The 25,133-nt window shown below is 75.0% G+C and carries 21 protein-coding genes; 14 read left to right on the forward strand and 7 right to left on the reverse strand.

What is annotated here, in order from left to right; all coding sequences use genetic code 11:
* Positions 1–35 precede the first annotated feature (35 nt).
* The 11 genes from ACZ7JA_RS10875 (at position 36) to ACZ7JA_RS10925 (ending at position 11,596) form a co-directional block, all read left to right on the forward strand.
* Positions 36–449, forward strand: coding sequence for a DUF3151 domain-containing protein (locus ACZ7JA_RS10875; RefSeq protein ID WP_351667482.1), 414 nt, complete (start codon positions 36–38; stop codon positions 447–449).
* A 180-nt stretch (positions 450–629) separates the two neighbouring features.
* Positions 630–1,478 carry a tryptophan 2,3-dioxygenase family protein gene (locus tag ACZ7JA_RS10880; RefSeq protein WP_351667481.1) on the forward strand — a complete coding sequence of 283 codons (849 nt, stop codon included), beginning with the start codon at positions 630–632 and terminating at the stop codon, positions 1,476–1,478.
* On the forward strand, positions 1,471–2,667 hold the full coding sequence (gene kynU / locus ACZ7JA_RS10885) for a kynureninase (protein ID WP_470807911.1): 1,197 nt from the start codon (positions 1,471–1,473) through the stop codon (positions 2,665–2,667). The genes ACZ7JA_RS10880 and kynU overlap by 8 nt, the downstream gene beginning before the upstream one ends.
* Positions 2,668–2,829: 162 nt before the next feature.
* Positions 2,830–3,735, forward strand: coding sequence for an alpha/beta hydrolase (locus ACZ7JA_RS10890; RefSeq protein ID WP_351667479.1), 906 nt, complete (start codon positions 2,830–2,832; stop codon positions 3,733–3,735).
* Between the two features lie 137 nt (positions 3,736–3,872).
* Positions 3,873–4,883 carry an alpha/beta hydrolase gene (locus ACZ7JA_RS10895; RefSeq protein ID WP_470807912.1) on the forward strand — a complete coding sequence of 337 codons (1,011 nt, stop codon included), beginning with the start codon at positions 3,873–3,875 and terminating at the stop codon, positions 4,881–4,883.
* The gene (locus tag ACZ7JA_RS10900) at positions 4,876–6,180 is read left to right on the forward strand and encodes an acyltransferase family protein (RefSeq protein WP_470807913.1); all 1,305 of its coding nucleotides are present in this window, start codon (positions 4,876–4,878) and stop codon (positions 6,178–6,180) included. Before ACZ7JA_RS10895 ends, ACZ7JA_RS10900 begins: the two co-directional genes overlap by 8 nt.
* Positions 6,181–6,190: 10 nt before the next feature.
* Positions 6,191–7,585, forward strand: a complete 1,395-nt coding sequence (locus tag ACZ7JA_RS10905; RefSeq protein WP_389300614.1) for a sensor histidine kinase — start codon at positions 6,191–6,193, stop codon at positions 7,583–7,585.
* On the forward strand, positions 7,582–8,262 hold the full coding sequence (locus ACZ7JA_RS10910) for a response regulator transcription factor (protein WP_351667476.1): 681 nt from the start codon (positions 7,582–7,584) through the stop codon (positions 8,260–8,262). Before ACZ7JA_RS10905 ends, ACZ7JA_RS10910 begins: the two co-directional genes overlap by 4 nt.
* Before the next feature lie 91 nt (positions 8,263–8,353).
* Positions 8,354–9,694, forward strand: a complete 1,341-nt coding sequence (locus ACZ7JA_RS10915) for a histidine kinase (protein WP_351667475.1) — start codon at positions 8,354–8,356, stop codon at positions 9,692–9,694.
* Positions 9,691–10,356: a response regulator gene (locus ACZ7JA_RS10920; protein ID WP_389300621.1), complete on the forward strand. Its 666-nt coding sequence runs from the start codon at positions 9,691–9,693 to the stop codon at positions 10,354–10,356. The genes ACZ7JA_RS10915 and ACZ7JA_RS10920 overlap by 4 nt, the downstream gene beginning before the upstream one ends.
* A 19-nt stretch (positions 10,357–10,375) precedes the next feature.
* A complete protein-coding gene (locus ACZ7JA_RS10925) occupies positions 10,376–11,596 on the forward strand; it encodes a cytochrome P450 (RefSeq protein ID WP_470807914.1) in 1,221 nt (406 codons plus the stop codon).
* A 12-nt stretch (positions 11,597–11,608) separates the two neighbouring features.
* Here ACZ7JA_RS10925 and ACZ7JA_RS10930 read toward each other — a convergent pair whose 3' ends face one another.
* Both ACZ7JA_RS10930 and ACZ7JA_RS10935 read right to left on the reverse strand, forming a co-directional pair.
* Positions 11,609–13,210 carry an ABC transporter permease gene (locus ACZ7JA_RS10930; RefSeq protein WP_470807915.1) on the reverse strand — a complete coding sequence of 534 codons (1,602 nt, stop codon included), beginning with the start codon at positions 13,208–13,210 and terminating at the stop codon, positions 11,609–11,611.
* Positions 13,207–14,136, reverse strand: a complete 930-nt coding sequence (locus ACZ7JA_RS10935; RefSeq protein ID WP_389300629.1) for an ABC transporter ATP-binding protein — start codon at positions 14,134–14,136, stop codon at positions 13,207–13,209. The genes ACZ7JA_RS10930 and ACZ7JA_RS10935 overlap by 4 nt, the downstream gene beginning before the upstream one ends.
* Before the next feature lie 113 nt (positions 14,137–14,249).
* On the opposite strand from ACZ7JA_RS10935, the gene ACZ7JA_RS10940 reads away from it, so the two are divergent.
* Positions 14,250–14,792 (forward strand): GbsR/MarR family transcriptional regulator, encoded by a 543-nt coding sequence (locus tag ACZ7JA_RS10940; RefSeq protein ID WP_470807916.1) that lies wholly within the window; start codon positions 14,250–14,252, stop codon positions 14,790–14,792.
* Positions 14,793–14,809: 17 nt separating this feature from the next.
* On the opposite strand, the gene ACZ7JA_RS10945 is transcribed toward ACZ7JA_RS10940, so the two are convergent.
* Positions 14,810–15,658 carry a diacylglycerol kinase family protein gene (locus ACZ7JA_RS10945; protein ID WP_351667469.1) on the reverse strand — a complete coding sequence of 283 codons (849 nt, stop codon included), beginning with the start codon at positions 15,656–15,658 and terminating at the stop codon, positions 14,810–14,812.
* Positions 15,659–15,853: 195 nt separating this feature from the next.
* Here ACZ7JA_RS10945 and ACZ7JA_RS10950 point away from each other — a divergent pair, with 195 nt between their 5' ends.
* On the forward strand, positions 15,854–17,137 hold the full coding sequence (locus ACZ7JA_RS10950) for an adenylosuccinate synthase (protein WP_351667468.1): 1,284 nt from the start codon (positions 15,854–15,856) through the stop codon (positions 17,135–17,137).
* 118 nt (positions 17,138–17,255) lie between these two features.
* Here the strand turns inward: ACZ7JA_RS10950 and ACZ7JA_RS10955 are convergent, their stop codons facing one another.
* From ACZ7JA_RS10955 to ACZ7JA_RS10970, 4 genes are all read right to left on the reverse strand, one after another.
* Positions 17,256–19,205, reverse strand: coding sequence for a serine/threonine-protein kinase (locus ACZ7JA_RS10955; RefSeq protein ID WP_470807917.1), 1,950 nt, complete (start codon positions 19,203–19,205; stop codon positions 17,256–17,258).
* Between the two features lie 99 nt (positions 19,206–19,304).
* The gene (locus ACZ7JA_RS10960; RefSeq protein WP_143629802.1) at positions 19,305–19,955 is read right to left on the reverse strand and encodes a hypothetical protein; all 651 of its coding nucleotides are present in this window, start codon (positions 19,953–19,955) and stop codon (positions 19,305–19,307) included.
* Positions 19,956–20,095: 140 nt separating this feature from the next.
* Positions 20,096–20,788, reverse strand: coding sequence for a GntR family transcriptional regulator (locus tag ACZ7JA_RS10965; RefSeq protein WP_351667465.1), 693 nt, complete (start codon positions 20,786–20,788; stop codon positions 20,096–20,098).
* 111 nt (positions 20,789–20,899) lie between these two features.
* On the reverse strand, positions 20,900–22,255 hold the full coding sequence (locus ACZ7JA_RS10970; protein WP_389448976.1) for an aspartate aminotransferase family protein: 1,356 nt from the start codon (positions 22,253–22,255) through the stop codon (positions 20,900–20,902).
* A gap of 226 nt (positions 22,256–22,481) precedes the next feature.
* Between ACZ7JA_RS10970 and ACZ7JA_RS10975 the strand changes: the two genes are divergently transcribed.
* Positions 22,482–25,097, forward strand: a complete 2,616-nt coding sequence (locus ACZ7JA_RS10975) for a serine/threonine-protein kinase (protein WP_470807918.1) — start codon at positions 22,482–22,484, stop codon at positions 25,095–25,097.
* Positions 25,098–25,133: the final 36 nt, after the last annotated feature.

Below are 25,133 nucleotides of genomic sequence, written 5' to 3' on the forward strand. Positions count from 1 at the left end.
CCGCCGGGGGCGCGTGCGTGCGACAGACTGGAGGCATGACGATTCACGAAAACCTTCTCGGCGGCCCGCCCCCCACCCACCTCCCCGACGACCCGGAGCCCCGCGAACTCCTCGCGACCGGCACCGCCCCCGCGGACGTCGCCGCCAAGTACCCGACCTCCTCCCTCGCCTGGGCCCAGCTCGCCGACGAGGCCTTCGAGCGGGGCGCGGTCGTGGAGTCGTACGCGTACGCCCGGACCGGCTACCACCGCGGCCTGGACGCCCTGCGCCGCAACGGCTGGAAGGGCCACGGCCCGGTGCCCTGGGAGCACGAGCCCAACCGCGGCTTCCTGCGCGCCCTGCACGGCCTCGCCCGCGCCGCCCAGGCGATCGGCGAGCAGGAGGAGTACGAGCGCTGCTCCCAGTTCCTGAAGGACTCCTCGCCCGCGGCGGCCCAGACCCTCGGCTGACCGGCCCACCAGCCGGCCGAGCCGGCCGGCCCCCGCGGCGTCACCTGTGTGGCCCGTCTGGCAGCAAGCGGGCCTTGCCGTGACCGGAGTGATTGCGGAGGATGCGGGGTGGGGACCGGGGCCCCCGTGCCGGCATCGGCAGGGGCGGACCGCCACCCGGAGCAACAACAGGAGACAGCGATGTCGCAACCGGCTCGCCCCCCTCACGAGGCCGCTGAGCCCGAGACCCCGCATCTCGACTTCGCGGGTACGACGCCCTACGAGGACTACGTCCGGGCGGACGTGCTCACCCACCTCCAGCACACCCTCTCCGACGATCCCGGAGAGATGGTCTTCCTGGTGACGACCCAGGTCATGGAGCTGTGGTTCACCGTCGTCGTGCACGAGTGGGAGACCGCCGCGAAGGCTCTCCGCCAGGACGACGTGCAGACCGCGATCGCCGCGCTGAAGCGTTCCGTGCGCGAGCTGGAGGCGCTGAACGCCTCCTGGAAGCCGCTCGGCCAGCTCACCCCGGCGCAGTTCAACTCGTACCGCGGCGCCCTCGGCGAGGGCTCCGGCTTCCAGTCGGCGATGTACCGCCGGCTGGAGTTCCTGCTCGGCGAGAAGTCCGCGTCGATGCTGGTCCCGCACCGCGGCGCCCCCCGCGCCCACGCGGAGCTGGAGAAGGCCCTGCACGAGCCCAGCCTGTACGACGAGGTCCTGCGGCTGCTCGCCCGCCGCGGCCACGCGATCCCCGCCTCGGTGCTGAACCGGGACGTCTCCCAGCGCTACGAGCCCTCGGAGGCCGTCGAGTCGGCCTGGGCCGCTCTCTACTCCGGCGACCAGGACGACGAGCTGGTGCGGCTCGGCGAGGCCCTGTCCGACGTGGCCGAGCTGGTCTGGCGCTGGCGCAACGACCACCTGGTCGCCACCCGCCGCGCGATGGGCTCGAAGACCGGCACGGGCGGCTCGGCGGGCGTGGCCTGGCTGGAGAAGCGCGCCCGCAAGAACGTCTTCCCCGAGCTGTGGACGGCGAGGTCCCATGTCTGAGCGCCTCGAACTCGCGCTGCGCGCCAAGGAACTGGACGCCGCCGACGAACTGGCCCCGCTGCGCGAGCGCTTCGTCCTCGACGACGTCGTCTACCTGGACGGCAACTCCCTCGGCGCCCTGCCCGCGCACGTCCCCGACCGGATGGCGGACGTGGTCCGCAGGCAGTGGGGCGAGCTGCGCATCCGCTCCTGGGAGGAGAGCGGCTGGTGGACGGCGCCGGAGCGGATCGGCGACCGGATCGCCCCGCTGGTCGGCGCGGCGCCGGGCCAGATCGTGGTGGGCGACTCCACGAGCGTCAACGTCTTCAAGGCGCTCGTGGCGGCGGTCCGGATGGCGGACGCCGGCCGCGACGAGCTCCTCGTCGACGCCACGACGTTCCCCACCGACGGCTACATCGCCGAGTCGGCCGCCCGGATGACCGGCCGCACCCTGCGCCCGGTGACCCCGGCGGAGCTGCCCGCCGCGCTGGGCGACCGCACGGCCGCGGTGCTGCTCAACCACGTCGACTACCGATCCGGCCGGCTGCACGACCTGCCCGGCCTCACCGCCGCGATCCACGCGTCCGGCGCCCTCGCGGTGTGGGACCTGTGCCACAGCGCGGGCGCGCTGCCGGTGGGCCTGGACGAGCACGGCGTGGACCTCGCGGTCGGCTGCACCTACAAGTACCTGAACGGCGGCCCCGGTTCGCCCGCGTACCTGTACGTGCGCCGGGAGCTGCAGGACCGCTTCGACTCGCCCCTGCCCGGCTGGACCTCCCACGCCGAGCCGTTCGCGATGAGCCCGTCCTACGCACCGGCGCCGGGCGCCGTGCGCGGCCGCGTCGGCACCCCGGACATCCTCTCCATGCTGGCCCTCGAGGCCGCCCTGGAGGTGTGGGACGGGGTCGGCGTCGACGCGGTGCGGGCCAAGTCCCTGGCGCTGACGGACTTCTTCCTGGAGTGCGTCGCCGCGTACACCGAGGCCGGCCGGGCCGAGTGCGTGACCCCGGCGCCGCACGCGGAGCGGGGCAGCCAGATCGCGCTGCGCTGCCCCGACGCCGGCGAGGTGATGAAGCGGCTGATCGAGCGGGGCGTGGTGGGCGACTTCCGCCACCCCGACGTGCTCCGCTTCGGCTTCACCCCGCTGTACGTGGGCTTCGCGGACACGGAGCGCGCGGCCCGGATCCTGGGGGAGCTGCTCAACGGGTGACGTGGCACGGCGGCGGGGTGCCCCGCGCCCCCGCCGCCGGGCCCCGGCCCGGTGTCCGCCCACGTCACCCGCCTGGTACCGTCCCGGCCAACGGCCGACGCTGCGTACCGATTCGTACCCACCAGGTCCGCCGGACCCATCCCGCCGCCGAGAGGTCGGAGCATGCCGGACGACGCCGCCGAAGCCCGCGCCGCCGCCGAGGAGGAGTCGGCCTTCTCGCACCCCGCGGTCGACCCCGACGCGACCGCCGCCTACGGCGACCACCCCGACCAGGTGATCGACTTCTACGCCCCGCGGACCGGCGCGTCCGGCGCGCCCCTGGTCGTCGTCCTGCACGGCGGGGCCTGGCGCGCCCGCTACGACCGCCGCCACGTCACCCCGTTCGCGGACCACCTGGCCCGCGCCGGCTTCGCCGTGGCCAACGTCGAGTACCGGCGCGGCGGCGAGCCGCTGATCCCGGCGCAGCTCCAGGGCGCCGGGCCCGGCCCCTCGGACGCGACCCCGCCGGCCGGCCGCTGGCCCGACACCTTCGACGACGTGGCCGCCGCCCTGGACGCCCTGCCCGGCCTGGCCCGCGCGGCGCTCCCGCAGGCCGACCCGCGCCGCACCGTCCTCACCGGGCACTCGGCGGGCGGCCACCTCGCCCTGTGGGCCGCGGCCCGGCACGTGCTGCCCGCTGACGCGCCCTGGCGCACCGACCGTCCCGCCCCGCTGCGCGGCGTCGTGGCCCTCGCCCCGGTCGCCGACCTCGACGTGGCGGAGAAGCTGGACGTCTGCGGCAACGCCTCCCTGCAACTCCTCGGCGGGCACGACCACTTCGCCGAGCGCCGGCCGTACGCCGACCCCGTGCTGCTCCTCCCGAACGGCATCGCCACGACGCTGGTCCAGGGCGAGGCCGACCTGGTGGTGCCCCCGGCGGTGGCCGAGTCGTACGCGAACGCCGCCGAGAAGGCGGGCGAGTTGGTGGGCCTGACCCTGCTGGCGGACGTCGGGCACTTCCCGCTCATCGACCCGGCGACCGACGCCTGCGCGGTGGTGGCCGAGGAGATCGCCCAACTCGCCTGGTGAGCCGCCCCGGTCATACCCGTAGTACCTGAGAGCTACCCCGCGGGACGGCTCCCTGGCGGGACGCCGGCGACGCCCTGCGGCTCCTAACTTCCCTTCTGGACAAGCCCGATGGCCGGGCTTCGCGAAGGGAAGCCACCATGGGGCAAGCGCCGCCGTCCACCGCCGGTCCGCAACCGCCGCCGCCCAGCCGGAGCCGGTGGCGGCCGGGGCGGAACGGGATCTGGCGCCAGGCGCTGCTCACCGCCGCCACGGTCGTCGCCCTGACCGCCGCCGCGCACTCCACCATCCCCGCCCCGCCCCCGGCCGGCCACGCCCCGGCCACCACGGCCACCCTGGGCTCGGTCTACGCGGCGAACCGGGCCAACGCGGCCGAGGCCGCCGCCATGGCCGCCGCCCACGGCGACGCGCACCGGGCCGCCGCCGACCGGGCGCTGGCCGCCCGCGAGCTGCTCGCCTTCGACGGCCGCGGCCCCGGCCAGGCCACCGAGGTCCTCGGCGAGCTGCGCCGGGCCGGCCGCGTCGCCGTCCTGGTACCCGGCTCGGACACCTCGATCGACACCTACGCCCGCTTCCACCGGGCGGCGGCCGCCCTGTACGACGACCTCACGCGCCGCGCCCCCGCCGGCACCCGCGTCGCCGTGGTCGCCTGGCTCGGCTACCGCACCCCCGGCACGGTCAGCACGACGGTGACCACGACCGCCAGGGCCGACGAGGCGGCGCCCCGTCTGCGCGCCCTCACCGGGCAGTTGCGCGCCATCGCCCCCGCGCGGGCCCGGATCTCCCTGCTCTGCCACTCCTACGGCTCCGTCGTCTGCGGCCGGGCCGCGCACGGTCTGGACGTCGGCGACGTCGTCCTCGTCGGCAGCCCGGGCACGGGCGTCGGCACCGTCGCCGGGCTGCACACCCGTGCCCGGGTCTGGGCGGCGCGCGGCAGCCGCGACTGGGTGGCCCACGTCCCGCACGTACGGGCCGGTCTGCTGGGCGCCACCGTCGGCCTGGGCGCCGACCCGGTCTCCGGGGCCTTCGGCGCCCAGGTCTTCGACGCCGCGGACGCCGATCACAGCGGCTACTTCACGCCGGGCTCGGCCGCCCTCGCCAACCTGGCCCGGATCACCCTCGGCGCCACCTCGGAGGTGACCCGTGCCTGAGCCGGTCCCCGGCCCCCGGCGCCGGACTCCCGCCCGCACCGCGGCGGCCAGGGCCCCCCGCCCGCCGCGCCTGACGCACGCGGTACGCCGGGGCGCCCGCCGGGTGGACGCCGCCACCCCGGCCTCCCGGGACCGCGCGGTCGACGCGCTGCGCGCCCTCGCTGTCCTCGGTGTGGTCCTCGGCCACTGGCTGGTCACCGCCCTGGTGCCGCAGGACGGGGCGCTGCACACGGCGAGCCCGCTGCGGCACCTGCCGTGGCTGGCCCCCGTCTCCTGGGTCTTCCAGACCCTCGCGGTGTTCTTCCTGGTCGGCGGTCACGTGGCGACGCGCTCACTGGCCTCGGCGCGGACCCGGGGGCTCACCTACGGGGCGTGGCTGCGCAGCCGCCTGGCCCGTCTGCTCCGGCCGGTGCTCGCGCTCCTCGCCCTGTGGACGGCGGCCGCCGCCGCTCTGCTGCTGAGCGGCGTCCCCTTCGCGACACTGCACACGCTGCTCAAACTGGCCCTGTCGCCGCTGTGGTTCCTGCTGGTCTTCGCCGCCCTCACGGCGGCCACCCCGCTGCTCGTCCGGCTCAGCCCGCTCTGGCCGCTGGCCGTCGTCCTGCACGTGGACATCCTCCGCTTCGGCCTGCACACCGGCCCCTCCTGGCTGGGCTGGGTGAACGTGGCGGCCGGCTGGCTGGTGCCGTACACCCTGGGCGCCGCCTGGACCCGCGGTGAGCTGGACGGCCGCCACGCGGCCCGGCTGCTGCTCCTCGGCGGTACGGCGGCCACGGTCCTGCTGGTGACGTGCGCGGGCTATCCCGCGTCCATGGTCGGGGTGCCGGGCGCCCCCGTCTCCAACCTGAACCCGCCGACGCTGGCGGCCGTGACCTTCGGTCTGGCCCAGTGCGGACTGGCCCTCCTGCTGCGCGACCGGCTGCGCCGGGCGATGCGCCGCCCGCTCGCCTGGGCGGCCGCGGCCCTGGTCAACCTCTCCGCGATGACCGTCTTCCTGTGGCACCAGACGGCCCTGATGACCACCACGGTCGCCGCCCTCGCGGCAGGCCGGCTCCCCGGCCTGCACACCCGGCCGGACGACCTGCACTGGGTCGCGGCCCGGCTCCTGTGGCTGCCGGTGTTCACCGCCGTACTCGCCCTGTACTGGGCGGTGTTCCGCTCCCGCGAGCAGGGCGCCCGCCGCCGTCCCGCGAGCGGCGGTTCCGCCGGCCGGTCCCGGGTGGTCCGCGTGCACCGCGCGGCGGACCGGGGCGCAGCGGGCGCGGGCCACCGGACCCACCGGACCCACAGGCCCTAGGGTGGACCGCGTGACGGAGACGGGGGGCCGCCGGAGCCCGGTGCTGCTCGCGGACCGGTGGCGGCGCCGGATACGGGTGCTGCACGGCGACCTGTGGGACTTCCGCCCGGATCCGCTGCCCGTATCGGTGTGGCTGCGCTGGCTGCCGCACGGTCTGCTGTGCCTGGCCGCGTTCGGGGTCACCGTCGGCGGCAGCGCGCAGCTCGCGGACAACGGGCACCTGCAGCCCGGAGCGGCCTTCGTGATCGCCCTGGCGCAGGGCGGTGCGATCCTGCTCGCGATGTGGCGGCCCGTCGCGGGCTGGTGGCTGTCGACGGCCGGAACCGTGGTGGGCGCGGCGGCGGTGCGCGGCAGGCTGGACCTGGTGCCGGGCGTGACGTTCACCTGGCCCTGGACCGCGGCCGGCATCGTCGCCCACCTGCTCGTCCTGCTGCTGCTCGCGCTGCGCGTGCGCCCCCGGGTCTCGGCCGAGGCGCTGGCCCTGACCGCACTGGTCACCTGGTTCCTGCAGGGCGTGTGGGGCGGCTCGCACTACCAGCCCACCGGAGTCCTCGCCGTCGTCCTGTCCGCGGTCGTCGTGGTGCTCGGCGCCGCCCTGCGCGACCGCCGCGTGGCCCGCGCGGAACTCGTCGAGCAGACCTCCCAGACCTCCGAGGAGCGGGCCCGCCGCACCCTGCTGGAGGAGCGCAGCCGCATCGCCCGGGAACTGCACGACGTGGTCGCGCACCACATGTCGGTCATCTCCATCCAGGCGCAGGTCGCCCCGCATCTCGTCGAGCAGCCGTCCCCGGAGCTGGTCGAGAACCTCGCGGGCATACGGCAGAACGCGCTGGAGGCGCTCACCGAACTGCGCCGGGTGCTCGGCGTGCTCCGGTCGGAGAACCCCGAGGACCCCTACGGCCTCGGCGACCCCGGCACCGGCGCCGCCCCGGACGCCCCCCAGCCGACGCTCGACCGGCTCGGCGCGCTGATCGAGAACACCCGGGCGGCCGGACTGGACGTGACCGCCGAGGTCGGCGGTGCGGCGCGGCCCTGCGCCCCGGGGGTCGAGCTGTCGGCGTACCGGATCGTGCAGGAGGCGCTGAGCAACGCCCTGCGCCACGCGCCGGGTTCGACGGTCCGGGTCGAGGTCGCGCACGGCCCGGACGGGCTGCGGCTGACGGTGGCCAACTCCCGGCCGCGCCGCCCCGTGCCGCCCTCCCCGGGCGCCGGGCACGGGCTGCTCGGCATGCGGGAGCGCGCGGCGATGCTCGGCGGCCACGTCACCGCCGGCCCGGCCCCGGACGGCGGCTTCGCGGTCGCGGCCTTCCTGCCCCGGGACGGCGCCCCGTCCGCCGCCCCGACCGGCGCGCTCGACCGACGCGAGCCGCCCCACCCGTCCACGACAGGAGACCAGACGCCATGACGAGCGGCGCCGGCACCATCCGCGTACTCATAGCCGACGACCAGCAGATGGTCCGGCAGGGCTTCACCGTGCTGCTCGACACCAAGCCCGGCATCCGGGTGGTCGGACAGGCGGTGCACGGTCTCGACGCCATCGCCAAGGTCCGCGAACTGGCCCCCGACGTGGTGCTGATGGACATCCGGATGCCCGAGCTGGGCGGCATCGAGGCGACCCGCCGCATCACCGCCGACCACCCCGATGTCCGGGTCCTGGTGCTGACCACGTTCGACCTGGACGAGTACGTGTACCAGGCGCTGCGCGCGGGGGCCTCCGGCTTCCTGCTGAAGGACGCCTCCGCCGACCAGCTCGCCGAGGCGGTGCGGGTGGTGGCCGCGGGGGACGCGCTGCTCGCCCCGGGCGTCACCCGCCGGCTGATCGCCGAGTTCTCCCGGCTGGACGGCACGCCCCGCCCCCCGCTCATGCGGCGGGTCGGCGCCCTGACCGAGCGGGAGACCGAGGTGCTGACGCTGATCGCGCAGGGCCTGTCGAACGCGGAGATCGCCGGGCGGCTGGTGGTGGCCGAGCAGACGGTGAAGACGCACGTGGGCCGGATCCTGGTGAAGCTGGGGCTGCGCGACCGCACCCAGGCGGCCGTCTTCGCCTACGAGTCGGGTCTGGTGCGGCCGTCCGGATACTGAGCCCGGCGGAGCCGTAGTACTTCAGGGGGACGGCCGAGGACCCTTCTGCGAGGTGACGACCGCGGACCCGGCGCGGCCTACCGTTGCCCACGTGACCGAGACGACGCACACGCAGACGACCCCGGCCGGTGGAGCCGAGCGGCCGCGCAGCCCCGAGCGCGAGTTCGCCGGGGACGCCCTGCGCGGCCTGCGGCAGGACCTGTTCGACGACGCCTTCGCCTACCGCCCGCTGCCCCGGACCAGGGCCGTCGGCCGCTCCGGCCGCCCGACGCGGTACTCGGGCTGGACACCGCACGCCGTCGTCGTCGGCCTCGGCGGGCTGGCGATGCTGATCGGGCTGGCGGGCACGAGCGGCTCCGGCCCGGTGTCGCTGCTGTGCGGGCTGCTGGCGCTGGGACCGGTGCTGCTGACCCTGGTGCGTCCGGTGGGCGCCTTCTGGTTCTCGCTCGCCGCGACCACGGTCCTCTCCGTGATCGGCGGGGCGACCGGCATGGACTGGCCGTGGGGACCGGGCAGCTTCGTCTCGCACCTGGTGGTGCTCACGGTGGTGGCGATACGCACCCGCCCGCGCACGGCGGCCTGGATGTGGGTGCTCACCGCGGTCTACGGCTTCCTGACCGACACCCTCCTCGGCTGGAGCCACTACGACACCGACGTGGCGCCGATGCTGATCCTGTCGGCGCTGATCCTGCTGGCGGTCACCGTGCGGCACATCCGCCGGCAGGCCCAGCGCGAGGTGACCGAGGAGCGGACGGTGACCGCGGCGGAGCGCTCCCGGCGCACCCTGCTGGAGGAGCGCACGACCATCGCCAGGGAACTGCACGACGTGGTCGCGCACCACATGTCGGTGGTCGCCATCCAGGCGGAGGCCGCGCCGTACCGGGTGCAGAACCCGCCGGAGGAGCTGGAGAAGGCGTTCGCCACCATCCGGGAGAACGCGGTGGCGGCGCTGACCGAGCTGCGCCGGGTCCTCGGGGTGGTCCGTGCGGAGGACTACGAGGCGCCGGACGCCCCGCAGCCCACCCTCGCGGACCTGGACCGGCTGCTGGCCAACGTGCGGGAGACCGGTCTCGACGTGGAGAAGGCGGTGACCGGCGCGGTGCGCGAACTGCCCCAGGGCGTCGAGCTGTCGGCGTACCGGATCGTGCAGGAGGCGCTGAGCAACGCCCTGCGGCACGCGCCGGGCGCCGGCGCCCGGGTGGAGATCGGGTACGTGCTCGGCGGCCTGGGCCTGCGCGTGGTCAACGGCCCGCCGCCCGCCCCCGGCCTGGTGAAGCCCTCCCCCGGGGCCGGGCACGGCATCACCGGCATGCGGGAGCGTGTCACCATGCTGAGCGGCGAGATGACGGCGGGCCCGACGGCCGACGGGGGCTACGAGGTGACGGTGTTCCTGCCGGTGCCGGCGGACATCGCGATCGAGGGTGGGGCATGACGATCCGCGTGCTGATCGCGGACGACCAGATGATGGTGCGCGAGGGCTTCTCGGTCCTGCTGAACGCGATGCCGGACATCGAGGTCGTCGGTGAGGCCGTCAACGGCCGGGAGGCGGTCGAGCGGGTGCGTGAACTCGCCCCCGACGTGGTGCTGATGGACATCCGCATGCCCGAGCTGAACGGCATCGAGGCCACCCGGGAGATCGTCGCCGCCGACGGTGCGGCGAAGGTGCTGGTGCTGACCACGTTCGACCTGGACGAGTACGTGTACCAGGCGCTGCGCGCGGGGGCCTCCGGCTTCCTGCTCAAGGACGCCTCGGCCCGCCAACTGGCGGACGGCGTGCGGGTGGTGGCCTCCGGCGAGGCGCTGCTCGCGCCCTCGGTGACCCGGCGGCTGATCACCGAGTTCTCCCGGCTCGCGGACGCCCCGCGGCTGATGCCGTCGGCGCAGGCGGCGTACGGGGAGCTGACGGAGCGGGAGACGGAGGTGCTGGTCCTGATCGCGCAGGGCCTGTCGAACGCGGAGATCGCCGGGCGGCTGGTGGTGGCCGAGTCGACGATCAAGACCCATGTGAGCCGCATCCTGGTGAAACTGGGCCTGCGGGACCGCACCCAGGCCGCGGTGTTCGCGTACGAGGCGAGGCTGGTCACACCGGGCTGAGCCGGGCTAGCGTCCCTCCATGGCCACTGCCGCGGATCTCGCCTTCGACCCCTGGGACCCCGGGTTCCTCGCCGACCCGTACCCGGCCTACGCCGATCTGCGGGCGCGCGGCCGGGTGTTCCGGTACGAACCGACCGACCAGTGGCTCGTACCGCACCACGCGGACGTCTCCGCGCTGCTGCGCGACCGCCGCCTGGGCCGCACCTACCAGCACCGCTTCTCCCACGAGGAGTTCGGCCGGACCGCGCCCCCGGCGGAGCACGAGCCGTTCCACGTCCTCAACGACCACGGCATGCTCGATTTGGAGCCGCCGGACCACACCCGGATCCGGCGCCTGGTGTCCAAGGCGTTCACCCCGCGCACGGTGGAGCGGCTGCGGCCGTATGTGCGCGGCCTGGCGAACGACCTGGTGGCGCGCCTGGTCGAGGCGGGCGGCGGAGATCTGCTCACGGACGTGGCGGAGCCGCTGCCGGTGGCGGTGATCGCCGAGATGCTGGGCGTCCCGGAGGCGGACCGGGCGAGCCTGCGGCCCTGGTCGGCGGCCATCTGCGGGATGTACGAGCTGAACCCGTCCGAGGAGACGGCGGCGAACGCGGTCCGGGCCTCGCAGGAGTTCTCCGCGTACCTCGCGGAGCTGATCGCGGACCGCCGCGAGCGGCCCGGCGAGGACCTGATCTCGGGCCTGATCGCGGCGCACGACGAGGGCGACCGGCTGACCGAGCAGGAGATGATCTCCACGGCGGTGCTGCTGCTCAACGCCGGCCACGAGGCCACGGTCAACGCCACGGTGAACGGCTGGTGGGCCCTGTTCCGCAACCCCGGCCAGCTGGCGGCCCTGCGCTCCGACCACTCCCTCGTCCCGTCCGCGATCGAGGAGCTGATGCGCTACGACACCCCGCTCCAGCTCTTCGAGCGCTGGGTGCTGGACGACGTCGAGATCGCCGGGACGGTGATCCCCAGGGGTGCGGAGATCGCCATGCTCTTCGGCTCCGCCAACCACGACCCGGCCGTCTTCACCGACCCGGACCGCCTCGACCTCACCCGCCGGGAAAACCCGCACATCTCCTTCAGCGCGGGCATCCACTACTGCATCGGCGCCCCCCTGGCCCGCATCGAGCTGGCCGCCTCCATGACGGCCCTGCTGGAGCAGGCGCCCACCCTGACCCTGGCGGAAGAGCCGCGCCGCAGGCCGAACTTCGTCATCCGGGGGCTGGAGGGGCTGAACGTGGAGGTGAGGTGAGGCTGGTGCCGCTCAGCCCGCCAGGTCCCGGCGTCGCAGGGCCGCCAGGCCCGTCGCGGTCAGTGCCGCCGCCAGAGCCGTGAGGGTGAGCACCGGGCCCCACTCCATGCCCCCGCCCGGCAGCTTCGGCAGGTGGCCGAAGGGGGAGAGGTCCAGGACGATCCGCGGGGCGTCCAGGGCCGGGCCCACCCAGCCGATCAGCAGGACCGCCACCGCGACCCCCCAGGCGGCCGGCGCGAGCCGCGGGGCCGCGCCGTACAGCAGCACCGCGACCCCGCCGATCACCCACACCGCCGGGAGCTGCACCAGGCAGGCGCCCAGCACCGGCACGACCTCCCTGCCGTAGCCGACGGCGAAGCCCAGGCCCGCCAGGGTCATGATCAGGGCGGAGCCGCCGAAGGCGATCGTCAGATGCCCCGCCGCCCAGCGCAGCCGTCCCACCGCGCACGCCAGCACCGGTTCCGCCCGGCCCGAGGTCTCCTCACCGTGCAGGCGCAGCACCGACGCCACCGCGAACAGGGCCGCGATCAGGCCGAGCATGCCGGTCATCGACGCCAGGAACGCCTCCGTGAGGCCGCTGTGGCCGCCCATCCGCTCGAAGATCCGCCGGGCGCTCTCGTTGTCGCGGACCAGGCCGGCCGCGCCGTCGGTGAGACCGCCGTACACGACCCCGGCGAGGAAGAAGCCGGCCGACCAGCCGAGCACACCGCCCCGCTGCAGCCGCCGGGCCAGCGCGCCCGCCGTGCCGAGGCGGCCGGCGGCCGGGCCCGGCCGGGTGGGCAGGAAGCTCATGCCGGTGTCCCGGCGCCCGGCGAGCGCGTACGCCACCGCCGCCTGCGCGGCCACCGCCGCCGCGAACAGCGCGAGCACCCACCAGCGTTCGTCCGCGAAGGACCGCAGGTTCTCCAGCCAGCCCAGCGGGGACAGCCAGGTCAGCGGCGAGGAACCGTCGTCGGCCGCCGAGTCGCCCGCCGCGCGCAGCACGAACGCCGCCCCGAGGAGGGCCGCCGTCAGGCCCCGGGCGAGACGGGCGCTCTCGGTGAGCTGGGCGACGATCGCCGCGAGGGTGGCGAAGACCATGCCGACGCCGGCGAGACCGAGGCCGAAGGCCAGCGCGCCGCCCGCCCCCTGCCCGGCCAGGCCCGCCGTGACCAGCAGCGCCAGGGCCGCGTCGGCGACGGCCGCCGCCAGCAGCGCCGCCGTGAGGGGGGCCCGGCGGCCCACCGCCCCGGACGCCACCAGTTCCTGCCGGCCGCTCTCCTCCTCGTCCCGGGTGTGCCGTACGACGATCAGCATGCTCATCGCGGCGCCGAGCGCGGCGGCGTACACACCCACCCGCCAGGCGGTCAGGGCGCCGACCGAGGTGTCGAAGACCGGGCCGATCAGCGCCCGGAACGAGGCGTTGGTCTCCAGCTGGGTCACCAGGCCGACGCGTTCGGCGGTGGTGCCGTACAGGCTCCGCAGGGTGCCCGGCATGGAGAGGACCATGAGGGCGTTGACCGCGACCCAGACCGGGGTGGTCACCCGGTCCCGGCGCAGCGCGAAGCGCAACAGGGTTCCGGTGCCGGCCAGTTGGCGTGACCGGCCGGAGGCCCGCACCGCGAGGGTGGTCATCGCGCCACCTCGTTCCGTGCGGCGGAGTCGTCGAGTCCGGCAGGCTCGGCCTGGTAGTGCCGCAGGAACAGTTCCTCCAGGGTGGGCGGCGTCGAGGTCAGCGACCGTACGCCCGACGCGCCGAGCTGCCGCAGCACCCCGTCCAGCTTGTCGGTGTCGACCTGGAGCCGCACCCGCCGGCCCCGGACGTCGAGGTCGTGGACGCCGGGCAGGTCCGCAAGGCCGTTCGGCGGGCCGGCGAGTTCGGCGCTGACGCTGGTGCGGGTGAGGTGGCGCAGGTCGGCCAGCGAACCGCTCTCCACGGTGCGGCCGCCCCGGATGATGCTCACCCGGTCGCACAGCTCCTCCACCTCGCTGAGGATGTGCGAGGAGAGCAGGACGGTCCGGCCCCGGTCCCGCTCCTCCTCGACGCACCGCTGGAAGACCTCCTCCATCAGCGGGTCGAGGCCGGAGGTCGGCTCGTCCAGGATCAGCAGGTCCACGTCCGAGGCGAACGCCGCGACCAGGGCGACCTTCTGCCGGTTGCCCTTGGAATAGGTGCGGCCCTTCTTCGTCGGGTCCAGCTCGAACCGCTCGGTCAGCTCCGCGCGCCGTCGCGGGTCCAGGCCCCCGCGCAGCCGCCCGTAGAGGTCGATGACCTCGCCGCCGGACAGATTGCGCCACAGGGTCACGTCGCCGGGGACGTAGGCGATACGGCGGTGCACCTCCACCGCGTCTGCCCACGGGTCGCGGCCCAGCACCCGCGCTGTGCCCGCGTCGGCGCGCAGCAGGCCGAGCAGGACGCGGATGGTGGTGGACTTCCCCGAGCCGTTCGGGCCGAGGAAGCCGTGGACCTCGCCGGTCTCGACCTCCAGGTCCAGGCCGTCCAGCGCGTGCGTACGGCCGAAGGACTTGTGGAGCCCGGAGACCGTGATTGCCTTCGTCATGTTTCGCAACGTACGCTTCTTTCACAAACTTGTGAAGTTAAGGAACCGTATAAACTGCGGGAGTGTGTCGTGAGGGTGCGACGGCGGTGCTGATCAGGGGAGATGATCCGGGGATGACGGAGCGGGCGGACAGGGCCGAACGGCCCGGGGCGGCGGGCCGGCAGACCTCCCCGGCGCCGGAACGCGACCCGGAGACGGTCTCCCGCTTCGTGGAGCACTTCGCGGCCCAGCTCGTCGAGGCGGGCGTGCCCCGGATGCCGGCCCGGGTCTTCGCCGCGCTGCTCGCGTCCGACTCCGGCACCCTGACCTCGGCCGAGCTCGGCGAGCGGTTGCGCATCAGCCCCGCGGCCGTGTCCGGCGCGGTGCGCTACCTGGCGCAGGTGCACATGGTCTCGCGGGAGCGCGAACCCGGCTCGCGCCGGGAGCGGTACCGGGTGCACGGCGACCAGTGGTACGAGGCCCTGACCAGCCGCGAGGCCGTCATCAAGCGCTGGGAGCACGCCCTGCGGGAGGGCGTGGACAGCCTCGGCGCCGACACCCCGGCCGGGCGCCGGCTCGCCGAGACGCTGGCCTTCTTCGAGTTCGTCGACACCGAGATCGCCGCGATGATGCTCCGCTGGCGCACCCGCCGCGAAGAACTCTTCGGCTCGCAGTGACGCCCCGGGGTCCCGGACTAGCCTGGCACCGGCAGAGTCAGGCCCCAGGCTCCCTCGCGTACCGTCCATGTCCGTCTGCGCACGGGGCCCGAGACCACCGCGTCCGCCCGGTAGCGGAAGTCCGCTCCCACGACCGTCACCGTCCGCCCCGCGGCCAGCAGGGGCGAGGCCTGCGCGCCGGGGCCCGGCAGTGGCCGCACCTCCACCGCGGCGGTCCCGCTGTCGCCCGGCGTCACCGACACCGCCTCCACCGGCTGGTCCAGGTCCACCACGGTCTCCCCGTCGACCTCCACCCGCAGCCGGGCGGGACCGGGCGCCGGCACCGCGTCCAGCCGGGCGGGGCGCTGGGCCAGCGTGCGGACCAGCGAGCGGTACCGCGTACGCAGCCAGGGGTGCCCCTCGGCGCCGGCCCCCCGGTTCGCGGCCGCCGCCCGCGCCGGCGGGATGCCCAGCGTGCCCAGCACCACCCCGTCGCTGTCGTCGACCAGCAGGTCGAGCCGCCGCTCGGCGCCCTCCAGCACGGCCCGCGCCGCCGCCACCGGCCCGGCCGGCACGCCCAGCGACTCCGCCAGCGCCGCCTCCCCGACCGGCACCACGGCCAGCGCGCACCCGGTCAGCTCGCGGTGCCGGTGCAGCAGGGTCACCGCGCGCACCAGCGCCCGGTCGTCACCGATCACGACCGGCCGCCGGGAACCCCGTCGGCCCAGTGCCCGGGCGAATTCCTCCGGGCCCTCCGGCAGACACACCTTGGTGGTCGCACCCGCGCTGAGCACGTCTTTCGCGATCCGAACGGACTCGCCGTCCCCCTGCCGTGCCGCCGGATCGATGATCACCAGCAGCTGATCGGACGTCGCGAAAGTCGCCACCTCGGTCCTGCCTCGCTTCCTCGGGTAGCATCTTTGTGCAAGAGCCCCTTGCGCTATTGCGCCAGGGGCTTCGTCTATTCCGGGGCATCCGGTCCGACGGTCGTGCGACCAAAGGCGGTCGCGGGTATGCGGCGGTGCACCTTACGCCCACGCCTCCGACCATGGACATGCCCCGCCCGGAAGGGGTGTACGCGCGTGCCCGCACTTGTGCTGCTCGGTGCTCAGTGGGGTGACGAAGGCAAGGGGAAGGCGACCGACCTGCTCGGTGGCTCGGTGGACTATGTAGTGCGATACCAGGGCGGCAACAACGCCGGCCACACGGTCGTCGTCGGCGACCAGAAGTATGCACTCCACCTCCTCCCTTCCGGAATCCTCTCGCCCGGCTGTACGCCGGTCATCGGTAACGGCGTCGTTGTCGACCCGTCGGTCCTGCTCTCCGAGCTGAGCGGTCTGAACGAGCGTGGCGTCGACACGTCCAAGCTCCTGATCAGCGGTAACGCGCACATCATCACGCCGTACAACGTGACCGTCGACAAGGTGACGGAACGCTTCCTCGGCAAGCGCAAGATCGGCACGACCGGCCGCGGCATCGGCCCGACCTACGCGGACAAGATCAACCGCGTGGGCATCCGGGTCCAGGACCTGTACGACGAGTCGATCCTGACCCAGAAGGTCGAGGCGGCGCTCGACGCCAAGAACCAGATCCTCACCAAGCTCTACAACCGCCGCGCGATCGCCGCCGGCCAGGTGGTCGAGGAGCTGCTGGGCTACGCCGAGCAGATCAAGCCGTACGTCGCCGACACCGTCCTGGTCCTCAACCAGGCGCTGGAGGACGACAAGGTGGTCCTCTTCGAGGGCGGTCAGGGCACGCTGCTGGACATCGACCACGGCACGTACCCCTTCGTCACCTCGTCGAACCCGACCGCGGGCGGCGCCTGCACGGGCGCCGGCGTGGGCCCGACGAAGATCAGCCGGGTGATCGGCATCCTCAAGGCGTACACGACCCGTGTCGGCGCCGGCCCGTTCCCGACGGAGCTCCTGGACGAGGACGGCGAGGCGCTGCGCCGCATCGGCGGCGAGCGGGGCGTGACCACCGGCCGCGACCGCCGCTGCGGCTGGTTCGATGCGGTCATCGCCCGCTACGCGACCCGGGTCAACGGCCTGACCGACTTCTTCCTCACCAAGCTGGACGTCCTCACCGGCTGGGAGCAGATCCCGGTCTGCGTGGCCTACGAGATCGACGGCAAGCGGGTCGAGGAACTGCCCTACTCACAGTCCGACTTCCACCACGCGAAGCCGGTCTACGAGACCCTGCCCGGCTGGTCCGAGGACATCACCAAGGCGAAGTCCTTCTCCGACCTGCCGAAGAACGCCCAGAACTACGTCAAGGCGCTGGAGGAGATGTCCGGCGCCCCGATCTCCGCGATCGGCGTGGGCCCGGGCCGGACCGAGACGATCGAGATCAACTCGTTCCTCTAGGCGTCCGTTTCCCGGGATCCGGGATCCGGCGGGACGGCCGGCGCGGGGAGACCCGCCCGGCCGTTCCGCCTTTCACGGGGCGTCCCGCGGCCCGGCCGGACCCGCGAGGCGCCCCCGGTCAGCGACGGCGCCGCAGGGCCAGCGTGGCCCGCTCGGCGTCGGAGTGGCGGGTGAGGGTCGCGGCGGCGCCGGGGCCGTGGACGGTGTAGGCGTACGCGACGGACGCCGACCGGCACGACGGGTCCGAGCGGGTCGGGATCACCTGGGCGCCGGTGGTGGCGATCGTGGTCCGGTGGGCCTCCAGGAGCGCCGCTTCCCACTCGCAGTGCCGCCCGCCGCGCTCGTCGGTGCCGTGGACGGCGAGCATGCTCCGCTCACCGTCGTCGATCCTGATCCGGAGTCCGCCGTCCGCGGTGTACCAGTCGCCGCGCAGGGCGTCCCCCACGAAGGTGGACTCGGGGACCCGCCTCAGGCCGTAGGACGTGCCCCGGCTGTCCCAGGACATCTCCTGGTTCTGGCCGGCGACGAGCCGCATGGTGTCCGGCACCCCGCAGTCGCCCTCGCCGCTGCGGTTCGTCCCGATCTCGCGCATCCGGAACCCGCCGAGCACCAGCTTCTCCTCCGACCGGGACCGCACCGTCGCCACGCCCGCGCAGAGCCTGTCGCGGGAGGCGGCGACGACGGTGGCGCCCGGCCGCCCCGTGCGGGCGCCCCGCACGAAGCTGAGACGCATGCTGAACAGCGGCGCGTCCTCCTCCTCGGTGACGCTCCAGGAGCCGTCGAAGACGTAGTAGCCCGGCGCCCGTTCGGGCGGCCCGTCACCCAGTGCCGACCAGGGCGCCGCCATCAGTGCGGGCAGGACGAAGTATCCGCCGGTCACCACGGACAGCACGGCGAGGACGGGCAGCAGCGTGCCCGCCGCCCGCCGCCCGGCCCGAGCGGTCAGGGACGGCGCGGGCGCCGCCACCACCTGGGGCGGGGCGATACCGGCCTCCGGGACGTCCAGCGGGTCGCGCCGGCTTCCGCTGTCCCGAAGGTCGTCGAGCGAGTCGGGAAGCTCCGGGAACTCCGGGAACTCCTCGAACTCCGGGTGGCCGGGTGACTCCGGGAGGTCCGGGCCGCCGGTTGGCTCGGGGGCCGTCTCCTCGCGGCGCGGGGTGTCCGGCAACGGCTGCGCCGCCACCCGGTCGAGACGGGCCAGCAGCGACGCGGGCAGCCAGGCGCCGGCGGGGGCGCGCCGGGTCAGGGAGATCAGCTCGCGGACCGTCGGCCGGTCGCCCGGCCGCTTGGCCAGGCAGTGCCGGACGAGATCCGCGATCGCCTCCGGCACGCCGGTCAGGTCGGGTTCCTCGTAGGCGATGCGGAACAGCAGCGCGTGCATCCCGCCCTCGCCGCCCCGGCGCTGGAACGGCGAACGGCCGGTGGCCGCGTAGGCCAGGACCCCGCCCAGGCCGAACACGTCGCCGGCCGGGCTGACCCGCTCGCCCCTGACCTGCTCCGGGGACATGAACTCGGGCGTGCCGACGAGGGTCCCGGTACGGGTGAGCGTGGAGTCGGCGGTGCCGTCCAGGGCGTGGGCCAGCCCGAAGTCGATGACCCGCGGCCCGTCGACGGTGAGCAGGATGTTGGACGGCTTGAGGTCGCGGTGGACGAGCCCGGCGCCGTGGATGGCGTCCAGGGCCTGCGCCAGCCGGTGGGCGAGCACGTGCGCGGAGGCGGAGGGCAGCGCTCCGAAGTCGCCGCGCACGACGGCCCGCAGGGTGGGTCCGGGCACGTACTCGGTGGCCACCCAGGGCTGTTCGGCGTCCGTGTCCGCGTCGAGCACCCGGGCCGTCCATGCCCCGCTCACCCGCCGGGCCGCCGCCACCTCCCGTCCGAAGCGCCGCCGGAACTCCGTCTCCTCCCCGTCGGCGTCGGTGCGGATCAGCTTGACGGCGACGGTCTCCGCGTGGGCGCCGGCGCCGGCCTCCCGCGCGAGGTAGACCCGTCCCATGCCGCCGGCGCCGAGGCGGGCGATCAGGCGGTAGGGGCCTATGGACGAGGGGTCGTCGTGGGCCAGGGGCTGCATGGTCCGCGATCATTCCAGACGGCGGCCGGGACCCGGACGGTCCCCGGGGGCCCACGCCCCGGTGGGCGCGGGACGCGGGCCCGGGGACGACGCGAATCCTCAGCTGAACACGATCATCGAGCCCTGGGCCAGCGACCGGGTCGCCGCCGCGTGCAGGCCCAGCCACACGTGCCGTTCGCGGGCGAAGGGGCTGGGGTCGTACGGCGCGGGGACGGCCGGCTCCTCCAGCTCCGTGGGGGCGGCGGGGGGCTCCGGCGCGGCCGGCGGGTTGGCCGGGTCGATGCCGATCGACGGGGCCACGTGCTCCAGCTCGCGCAGCAGGCTCTGCGAGGAGCCCAGCGGGCCGCCGCCGGCCAGGAGTTCGTCGTTGGACAGCGGGTGCGGGAAGTCGACGGGGACGTACGCGCCCGCGTGGTCGTAGTGCCACACCAGGTGGGACTGCTGGGCCGTCGACTCGAACATCTCCAGCAACTGCTCGTAGTCGCCTCCGAGTTCGTCCACCGGGGTCACCGGCAGCCCGCAGACCTGGAGCAGGTAGGCCCGCCGCAGGAAGTGCAGCGCGTCGTAGTCGAAGCCGGCCACCGGGGCGACCTCGCCGGACAGGCCCGGCATGTACTGGTACACCGGCACCGGCGGGAGCCCGGCCGCGGCCAGCGCGTCGTTGTAGTGCGCGAGTTCCTCGGCGAACGGGTTGTCCGGGGTGTGGCACAACACGTCCACGAGCGGTACCAGCCACAGGTCACAGGCCAAAGAGAGCTCCTCGCATCGGCAGGCGCGTGTCTCACGCACGGCAGCGGGTGGTCAGGGAAGGGTAGTCGGTGCGGGGCGGCCACGGCCCCTGTCGTGCGGGTCCCATACCCGGCGCTCACCGTGGAGTCCCCGCGTCCGCGTCATTCCGGCGGCAGCCGTTCCAGCAGGGCCAGCGAGTGGGCGTTGGCGGCGGCGACGATCTCCTGGGCGGCCCGGGCCTCGCGGCGGGCCAGCGCGTCGACGAGTTCGGTGTGCCCGGCCCACAGCCGGCCCCGGACGTCCGGCAGCCGGCGCAGGTGCTGCACCGCGCACACCCACGACTGCACGCGCAGCCGGTGCAGGAAGTCGGCGAGGTAGGGGTTGCCGAACAAGCCGCTCAGCTCGCGCCAGAAGCGCAGGTCGTAGCCGATCAGCACGCCGAGGTCGCCGGCCGCGGCGGCGCGCTGCGCCTCCTCGCCGCGGCGGCGCACGGCGGCGAGCGCCGCGACCGTCCGCGGGCTGTCCATGTCGGCGAAGGCGGGGTGGTCGTGGGTCAGCGCCTGGAACATCCCGTCGGTGACCAGGCCGCGGGCCTCGAGCATGCTGCGGTAGTCGGTGAGGGAGTACTCGGGGACCCGGAAGCCCCGGTGCTGGTCGGCCTCCAGGATGCCCTGCGCGGACAGGTCGACCAGCGCCTCGCGGACCGGCGTCGCCGAGACCCCGTACTGGTCGGCGATCTCCTTGACGGTGAACGCCCGGCCCGGGGCGAGGCGGCCCGCCAGCACCTCGTCGCGCAGCGCGTCCGCGATCTGCTGGCGCAGGGTGCTGCGCGTCACGGAGACGTTGCCGGGCATGGTCGGGGCCTCTCTTCACGCGTAAGGGTGACGTACTCGCACGTACTCGCCATTCTTTACGAGCATGTCACCTTACGCGTTCGGATGGTCCCGGCGGCAGCCGCGGAGTGGCTACTCGGTGTACTCGTCGGCCGTGCCCAGCGCCGTGTCCAGGGCCGCAAGGCCCTCCTTCAGCTCGGCCTCGGTCACGTTGCACGGCGGCACCACGTGGGTGCGGTTCATGTTCACGAAGGGCCACAGGCCGTTCCGCTTGGCGGCGGCCGCGAAGGCGGCCATCGGGGCGTTCGCCTCGCCGGCCGCGTTGTACGGCACCAGCGGCTCGCGGGTCTCCCGGTTCTTCACCAGTTCCAGCGCCCAGAACATGCCCGTGCCGCGGACCTCGCCCACGCTCGGGTGCCGCGCGGCCAGCTCGGCCAGGGCCGGGCCGACCACGCTCTCGCCGAGCCGCCGGGCGTTGTCGACGACGCCCTCCTCGGCCATCACGCCGATCGTGGCGACGGCGGCGGCGCAGGCCAGCGGGTGCCCGGAGTAGGTGAGACCGCCGGGGTAGGGCCGCTTGCCGAAGGTCTCGGCGATCTCCGCGGAGATGGCGACGCCGCCGAGCGGCACGTACCCGGAGTTCACGCCCTTGGCGAAGGTCATCAGGTCCGGCACCACGCCGTACAGGTCGGCGGCGAACCACTCGCCGGTCCGCCCGAACCCGGCCATGACCTCGTCCAGGACGAAGACGATGCCGTACTTGTCGCACAGCTCGCGGACGCCGGCCAGGTAGCCGGGCGGCGGCAGCATGATCCCGGCGGTGCCGGGGACGGTCTCCAGGATGATCGCGGCGATCGTGCCCGGCCCCTCGAAGGCGATCGTCGTCTCGAGGTGCTCCAGGGCCCGCGCGGTCTCCTGCTCCTCCGTCTCCGCGTAGAAGCGGGAGCGGTACAGGAACGGCGCCCAGAAGTGGACGACGCCGGCGCTGCCGCTGTCGGAGGGCCAGCGGCGCGGGTCGCCGGTGACGTTCACCGCCTGCTGGGTGCCGCCGTGGTACGAGCGGTACGCCGAGAGCACCTTCGGGCGGCCCGTGTGCAGCCGGGCCATGCGCAGCGCGTGCTCGACGGCGTCCGCGCCGCCGTTGGTGAAGAAGATCTTGTCCAGGTCGCCGGGGGTCCGCTCGGCGATCAGCCGGGCCGCCTCCGAGCGGGCCTCGATCGCGAAGGCGGGCGCGAAGGTCGTCATCCTCGCCGCCTGCTCCTGTATCGCGGCGACGACCTTGGGGTGCTGGTAGCCGATGTTGGTGTAGACGAGCCCGCTGGTGAAGTCCAGGTACCGCTTGCCGTCGTAGTCCCAGAAGTACGACCCCTCGGCGCCGGCCACGGCGAGCGGGTCGATGAGGTCCTGCGCGGACCAGGAGTGGAAGACGTGCGCGCGGTCCGCGGCCTTCACTGCGGCGCCGGCTTCGGGATCAGGCTGAGGGGTCATGCGGCCGAGGGTAGATGGCCCTGCCACGCTCGCGACATCGGCGTCCTGTTCCCTGGCCGCGTGCTTTTCACGACAGGTTGTCGACGTGCGCCGGGTGGTGCGCCCCGGCGGCCGGGGGCGCCCGGGCGGGCTGTTACCGAACCGTGGACGCAGCCCGGCGCGGCTCCCGGCACGCCCGCACTATTCTCGGTCCGTTGCAGACCTATGGGGGGAAGGCGGCGCGGGGATGGACAAGCTCGGACCGGGGGACCCGCGGCAGATCGGGGCGTACCGGCTGCTGGCGCGGCTGGGCGCGGGCGGCATGGGGCAGGTGTTCCTGGCGCGGTCGGACCGGGGCCGTACCGTCGCGGTGAAACTGATCCGCCGGGAACTGGCCGCGCAGGAGGAGTTCCGGGCCCGGTTCCGGCAGGAGGTGGGCTCCGCGCGACGGGTCGGCGGGTACTGGACCGCGCCGGTGCTGGACGCGGACACCGAGGCGCCGGTGCCGTGGGTGGCCACCGGGTATGTCGCCGGGCCGAGCCTGCAGCAGGTCGTCGGGCACGATCACGGGGCGCTGCCCGAGCGGTCGGTGCGCATCCTCGCGGCCGGGCTCGCGCACGCGCTGAAGGACATCCACGCGGCCGGGATCGTCCACCGCGACCTCAAGCCGTCGAACGTGCTGGTGACGATCGACGGGCCGCGCGTGATCGACTTCGGCATCGCGCGGGCGCTGGAGACGCTGGCCGGGGACGGCCTGACCCGGACCGGTTCGCTGGTGGGCTCGCCCGGGTTCATGGCGCCGGAGCAGGTGCGCGGCGACCGGGTCACGCCCGCCTGCGACGTCTTCTGCCTCGGGTCCGTGCTGGCCTACGCGGCGACCGGCGTGCTGCCCTTCGGCGGCGCGAACAGCGGGGTGCACGCCCTGATGTTCCGCATCGCCCAGGAGGAGCCCGACCTCGCGGGGATGCCGGAGGGCATCGCCGACCTGGTCCGCGAGTGCCTGCGCAAGGACCCCGCCGCCCGCCCCTCACTGGACCGCATCCTGGAGCGGACGGGCGCGGAGGACACGGTCTCCGGCGGCCGCTCCCGCGACCCCTGGCTCCCCGGCGCCCTGGTCGCCCAGCTCGGCCGCCACGCGGTCCGCCTCCTGGAGGTCGAGGACCCGCACTCCGGCCCGGACCCGGACCCCCACGACGCGCGGAACGCGGACACGTCCCCGGCCCCGGGCGGCTCTCCGGGCGCGGGACCGCACTCCCGGCCGGGTGGCCCTGGGGCCGCGGGGGCGTACGCGGGTGCCGTTGGCCCGGCGGGCCCGGCCGGCCTGGTGGGTCCGGACGCGGAGGCGGCCGGGGGCGCACCGGCGAGTCCGGGCGCGCCTGCGTCCGGCGGTGCGCCGGTGGGTCCGGGTGCGGACGGCGCTGGTGGAGCGCAGGGTGCGGGCGCAGGCGCCCCAGCGGGTCCAGGTGGCCCGGCGGGTCCGGCTGGGTCGGCCGGCGGGGTGGGACGGGCGGGCCCGGGTGCCCGGGCAGGCGCGGGTGTCCAGGCGGGTCAGGGCGCCCCGAGCGGGGCGCAGGGCTCGCCGCCGGACGCGGGGGAGTCCGAGGGCCCGGGCGGCGCGGGTCGACAGGCGGTCTCAGGCACCCCGGCAGACGGGGGCGCACAAGCGGTTCCGGGCGCCCCGGGCGCGGGGGACCCGGCGGGACCGGCCGCCCCGGCGGGTCGGGGTGCCCAAGCGGGCTCGGGCACCCCAGCGGGTGCGGGTGCGCAGGCGGGCTCGGGTGACGGTGGCCCGGCGGGGCCTGCCGCCCCGGCGGGTCGGGGTGCCCAGGCCGGCTCGGGCAAGGGCGCCCAAGCAAGCCCGGGTGGCCCGGCCGCAGGTGGCCACGGTGAGGCGCAGGGTCCCGGGGCCGGCGAGGGACCCTGGGCGGGGCCGGGCGCCCCAGCGGGCTCGGTCGAGCACTCGCCCGTCGCTGACGACGCCCCCGCACCCCCGCCGCCGGGCGGGCCCGGCGGCGGAGGCGCAGCGGTCGGGCATCTGCCGACCCTGGTGGCCGGGCAGATCCCGCCGCCCGGGGCGCCCCCCGCGTACGGCTCGCCCGCTCCGTACGGCTACGGCCATCCGCAGCAGGCCCAGCCGCACCCGCAGTCCCCGCCCGCCGGTTACGGCTATCCGCAGTCCCCGTCCGCCGGCTACGGCTACCCGCAGCAGCCGTACACCCCGTACGGCGGGCTCGGTTCCACCCCGCCCTACGGTCCGCCGCCGTTCGCCGAGCGGCCGGAGCGGGAACGCCCGGGCGGGCGGTCCACCGCGCTGCTCGTCGTGATCGCGCTGGTGGTGGCGCTGGGCGCGGGCGGCTCGGTGTACGCGCTGATGAAGCACGGCGGCGACGACACGGCCGGCGGCACGGTCGGCCCCGCGCCGACCGGCGCCACGAGCGCCCCGCCCGCCACCTCCCCGGCGCCCACGCCGACGCCCTCCGCCTCGGCCTCCGCCGCGGCCGCGGACGGCGCCGTTCCCGCCGCCTACCTCGGCACCTGGGAGACCACCATCGACAACGCGAAGGGCGCCAACACCCGCCGGCTGACCATCGAGCAGGGCGAGGTGGGCGACACGGTCCTCACCCTGGTCGCGGACGGCCCCGGCGACGGCGGCGGCACGTACCACTGCGTCTTCGAGGCGACCCTCGCCGAACAACCGGACGGCGCAGGCCCGTTGGAGATCGGTCCGTCCACGGTGACCAGCGGCGAGCCGATGTCGTCCTGCTCCCCGGGCGAGGCCAGCGAGGTCACCCTGCTCCCGGACGGTCGGCTGAAGCGTGCGAAGGCGAGCGGCGGCGAGAGCCTGACGTATACCAAGCAGTGAGCTGAAGTCCCGTCCGCCACAGAGTCGTTGAACGTT

Source organism: Streptomyces sp. NPDC038135 (assembly GCF_055601245.1).

Excerpts from the sequence above, each read along its gene's own strand:
- ACZ7JA_RS10875 (WP_351667482.1), top strand. The coding sequence starts at position 36 with ATGACGATTCACGAAAACCTTCTCGGCGGCCCGCCCCCCACCCACCTC.
- ACZ7JA_RS10880 (WP_351667481.1), top strand. The coding sequence starts at position 630 with ATGTCGCAACCGGCTCGCCCCCCTCACGAGGCCGCTGAGCCCGAGACC.
- kynU (WP_470807911.1), top strand. The coding sequence starts at position 1,471 with ATGTCTGAGCGCCTCGAACTCGCGCTGCGCGCCAAGGAACTGGACGCC.
- ACZ7JA_RS10890 (WP_351667479.1), top strand. The coding sequence starts at position 2,830 with ATGCCGGACGACGCCGCCGAAGCCCGCGCCGCCGCCGAGGAGGAGTCG.
- ACZ7JA_RS10895 (WP_470807912.1), top strand. The coding sequence starts at position 3,873 with ATGGGGCAAGCGCCGCCGTCCACCGCCGGTCCGCAACCGCCGCCGCCC.
- ACZ7JA_RS10910 (WP_351667476.1), top strand. The coding sequence starts at position 7,582 with ATGACGAGCGGCGCCGGCACCATCCGCGTACTCATAGCCGACGACCAG.
- ACZ7JA_RS10920 (WP_389300621.1), top strand. The coding sequence starts at position 9,691 with ATGACGATCCGCGTGCTGATCGCGGACGACCAGATGATGGTGCGCGAG.
- ACZ7JA_RS10925 (WP_470807914.1), top strand. The coding sequence starts at position 10,376 with ATGGCCACTGCCGCGGATCTCGCCTTCGACCCCTGGGACCCCGGGTTC.
- ACZ7JA_RS10930 (WP_470807915.1), bottom strand. The coding sequence starts at position 13,210 with ATGACCACCCTCGCGGTGCGGGCCTCCGGCCGGTCACGCCAACTGGCC.
- ACZ7JA_RS10935 (WP_389300629.1), bottom strand. The coding sequence starts at position 14,136 with ATGACGAAGGCAATCACGGTCTCCGGGCTCCACAAGTCCTTCGGCCGT.
- ACZ7JA_RS10940 (WP_470807916.1), top strand. The coding sequence starts at position 14,250 with ATGACGGAGCGGGCGGACAGGGCCGAACGGCCCGGGGCGGCGGGCCGG.
- ACZ7JA_RS10955 (WP_470807917.1), bottom strand. The coding sequence starts at position 19,205 with ATGCAGCCCCTGGCCCACGACGACCCCTCGTCCATAGGCCCCTACCGC.
- ACZ7JA_RS10965 (WP_351667465.1), bottom strand. The coding sequence starts at position 20,788 with ATGCCCGGCAACGTCTCCGTGACGCGCAGCACCCTGCGCCAGCAGATC.
- ACZ7JA_RS10970 (WP_389448976.1), bottom strand. The coding sequence starts at position 22,255 with ATGACCCCTCAGCCTGATCCCGAAGCCGGCGCCGCAGTGAAGGCCGCG.
- ACZ7JA_RS10975 (WP_470807918.1), top strand. The coding sequence starts at position 22,482 with ATGGACAAGCTCGGACCGGGGGACCCGCGGCAGATCGGGGCGTACCGG.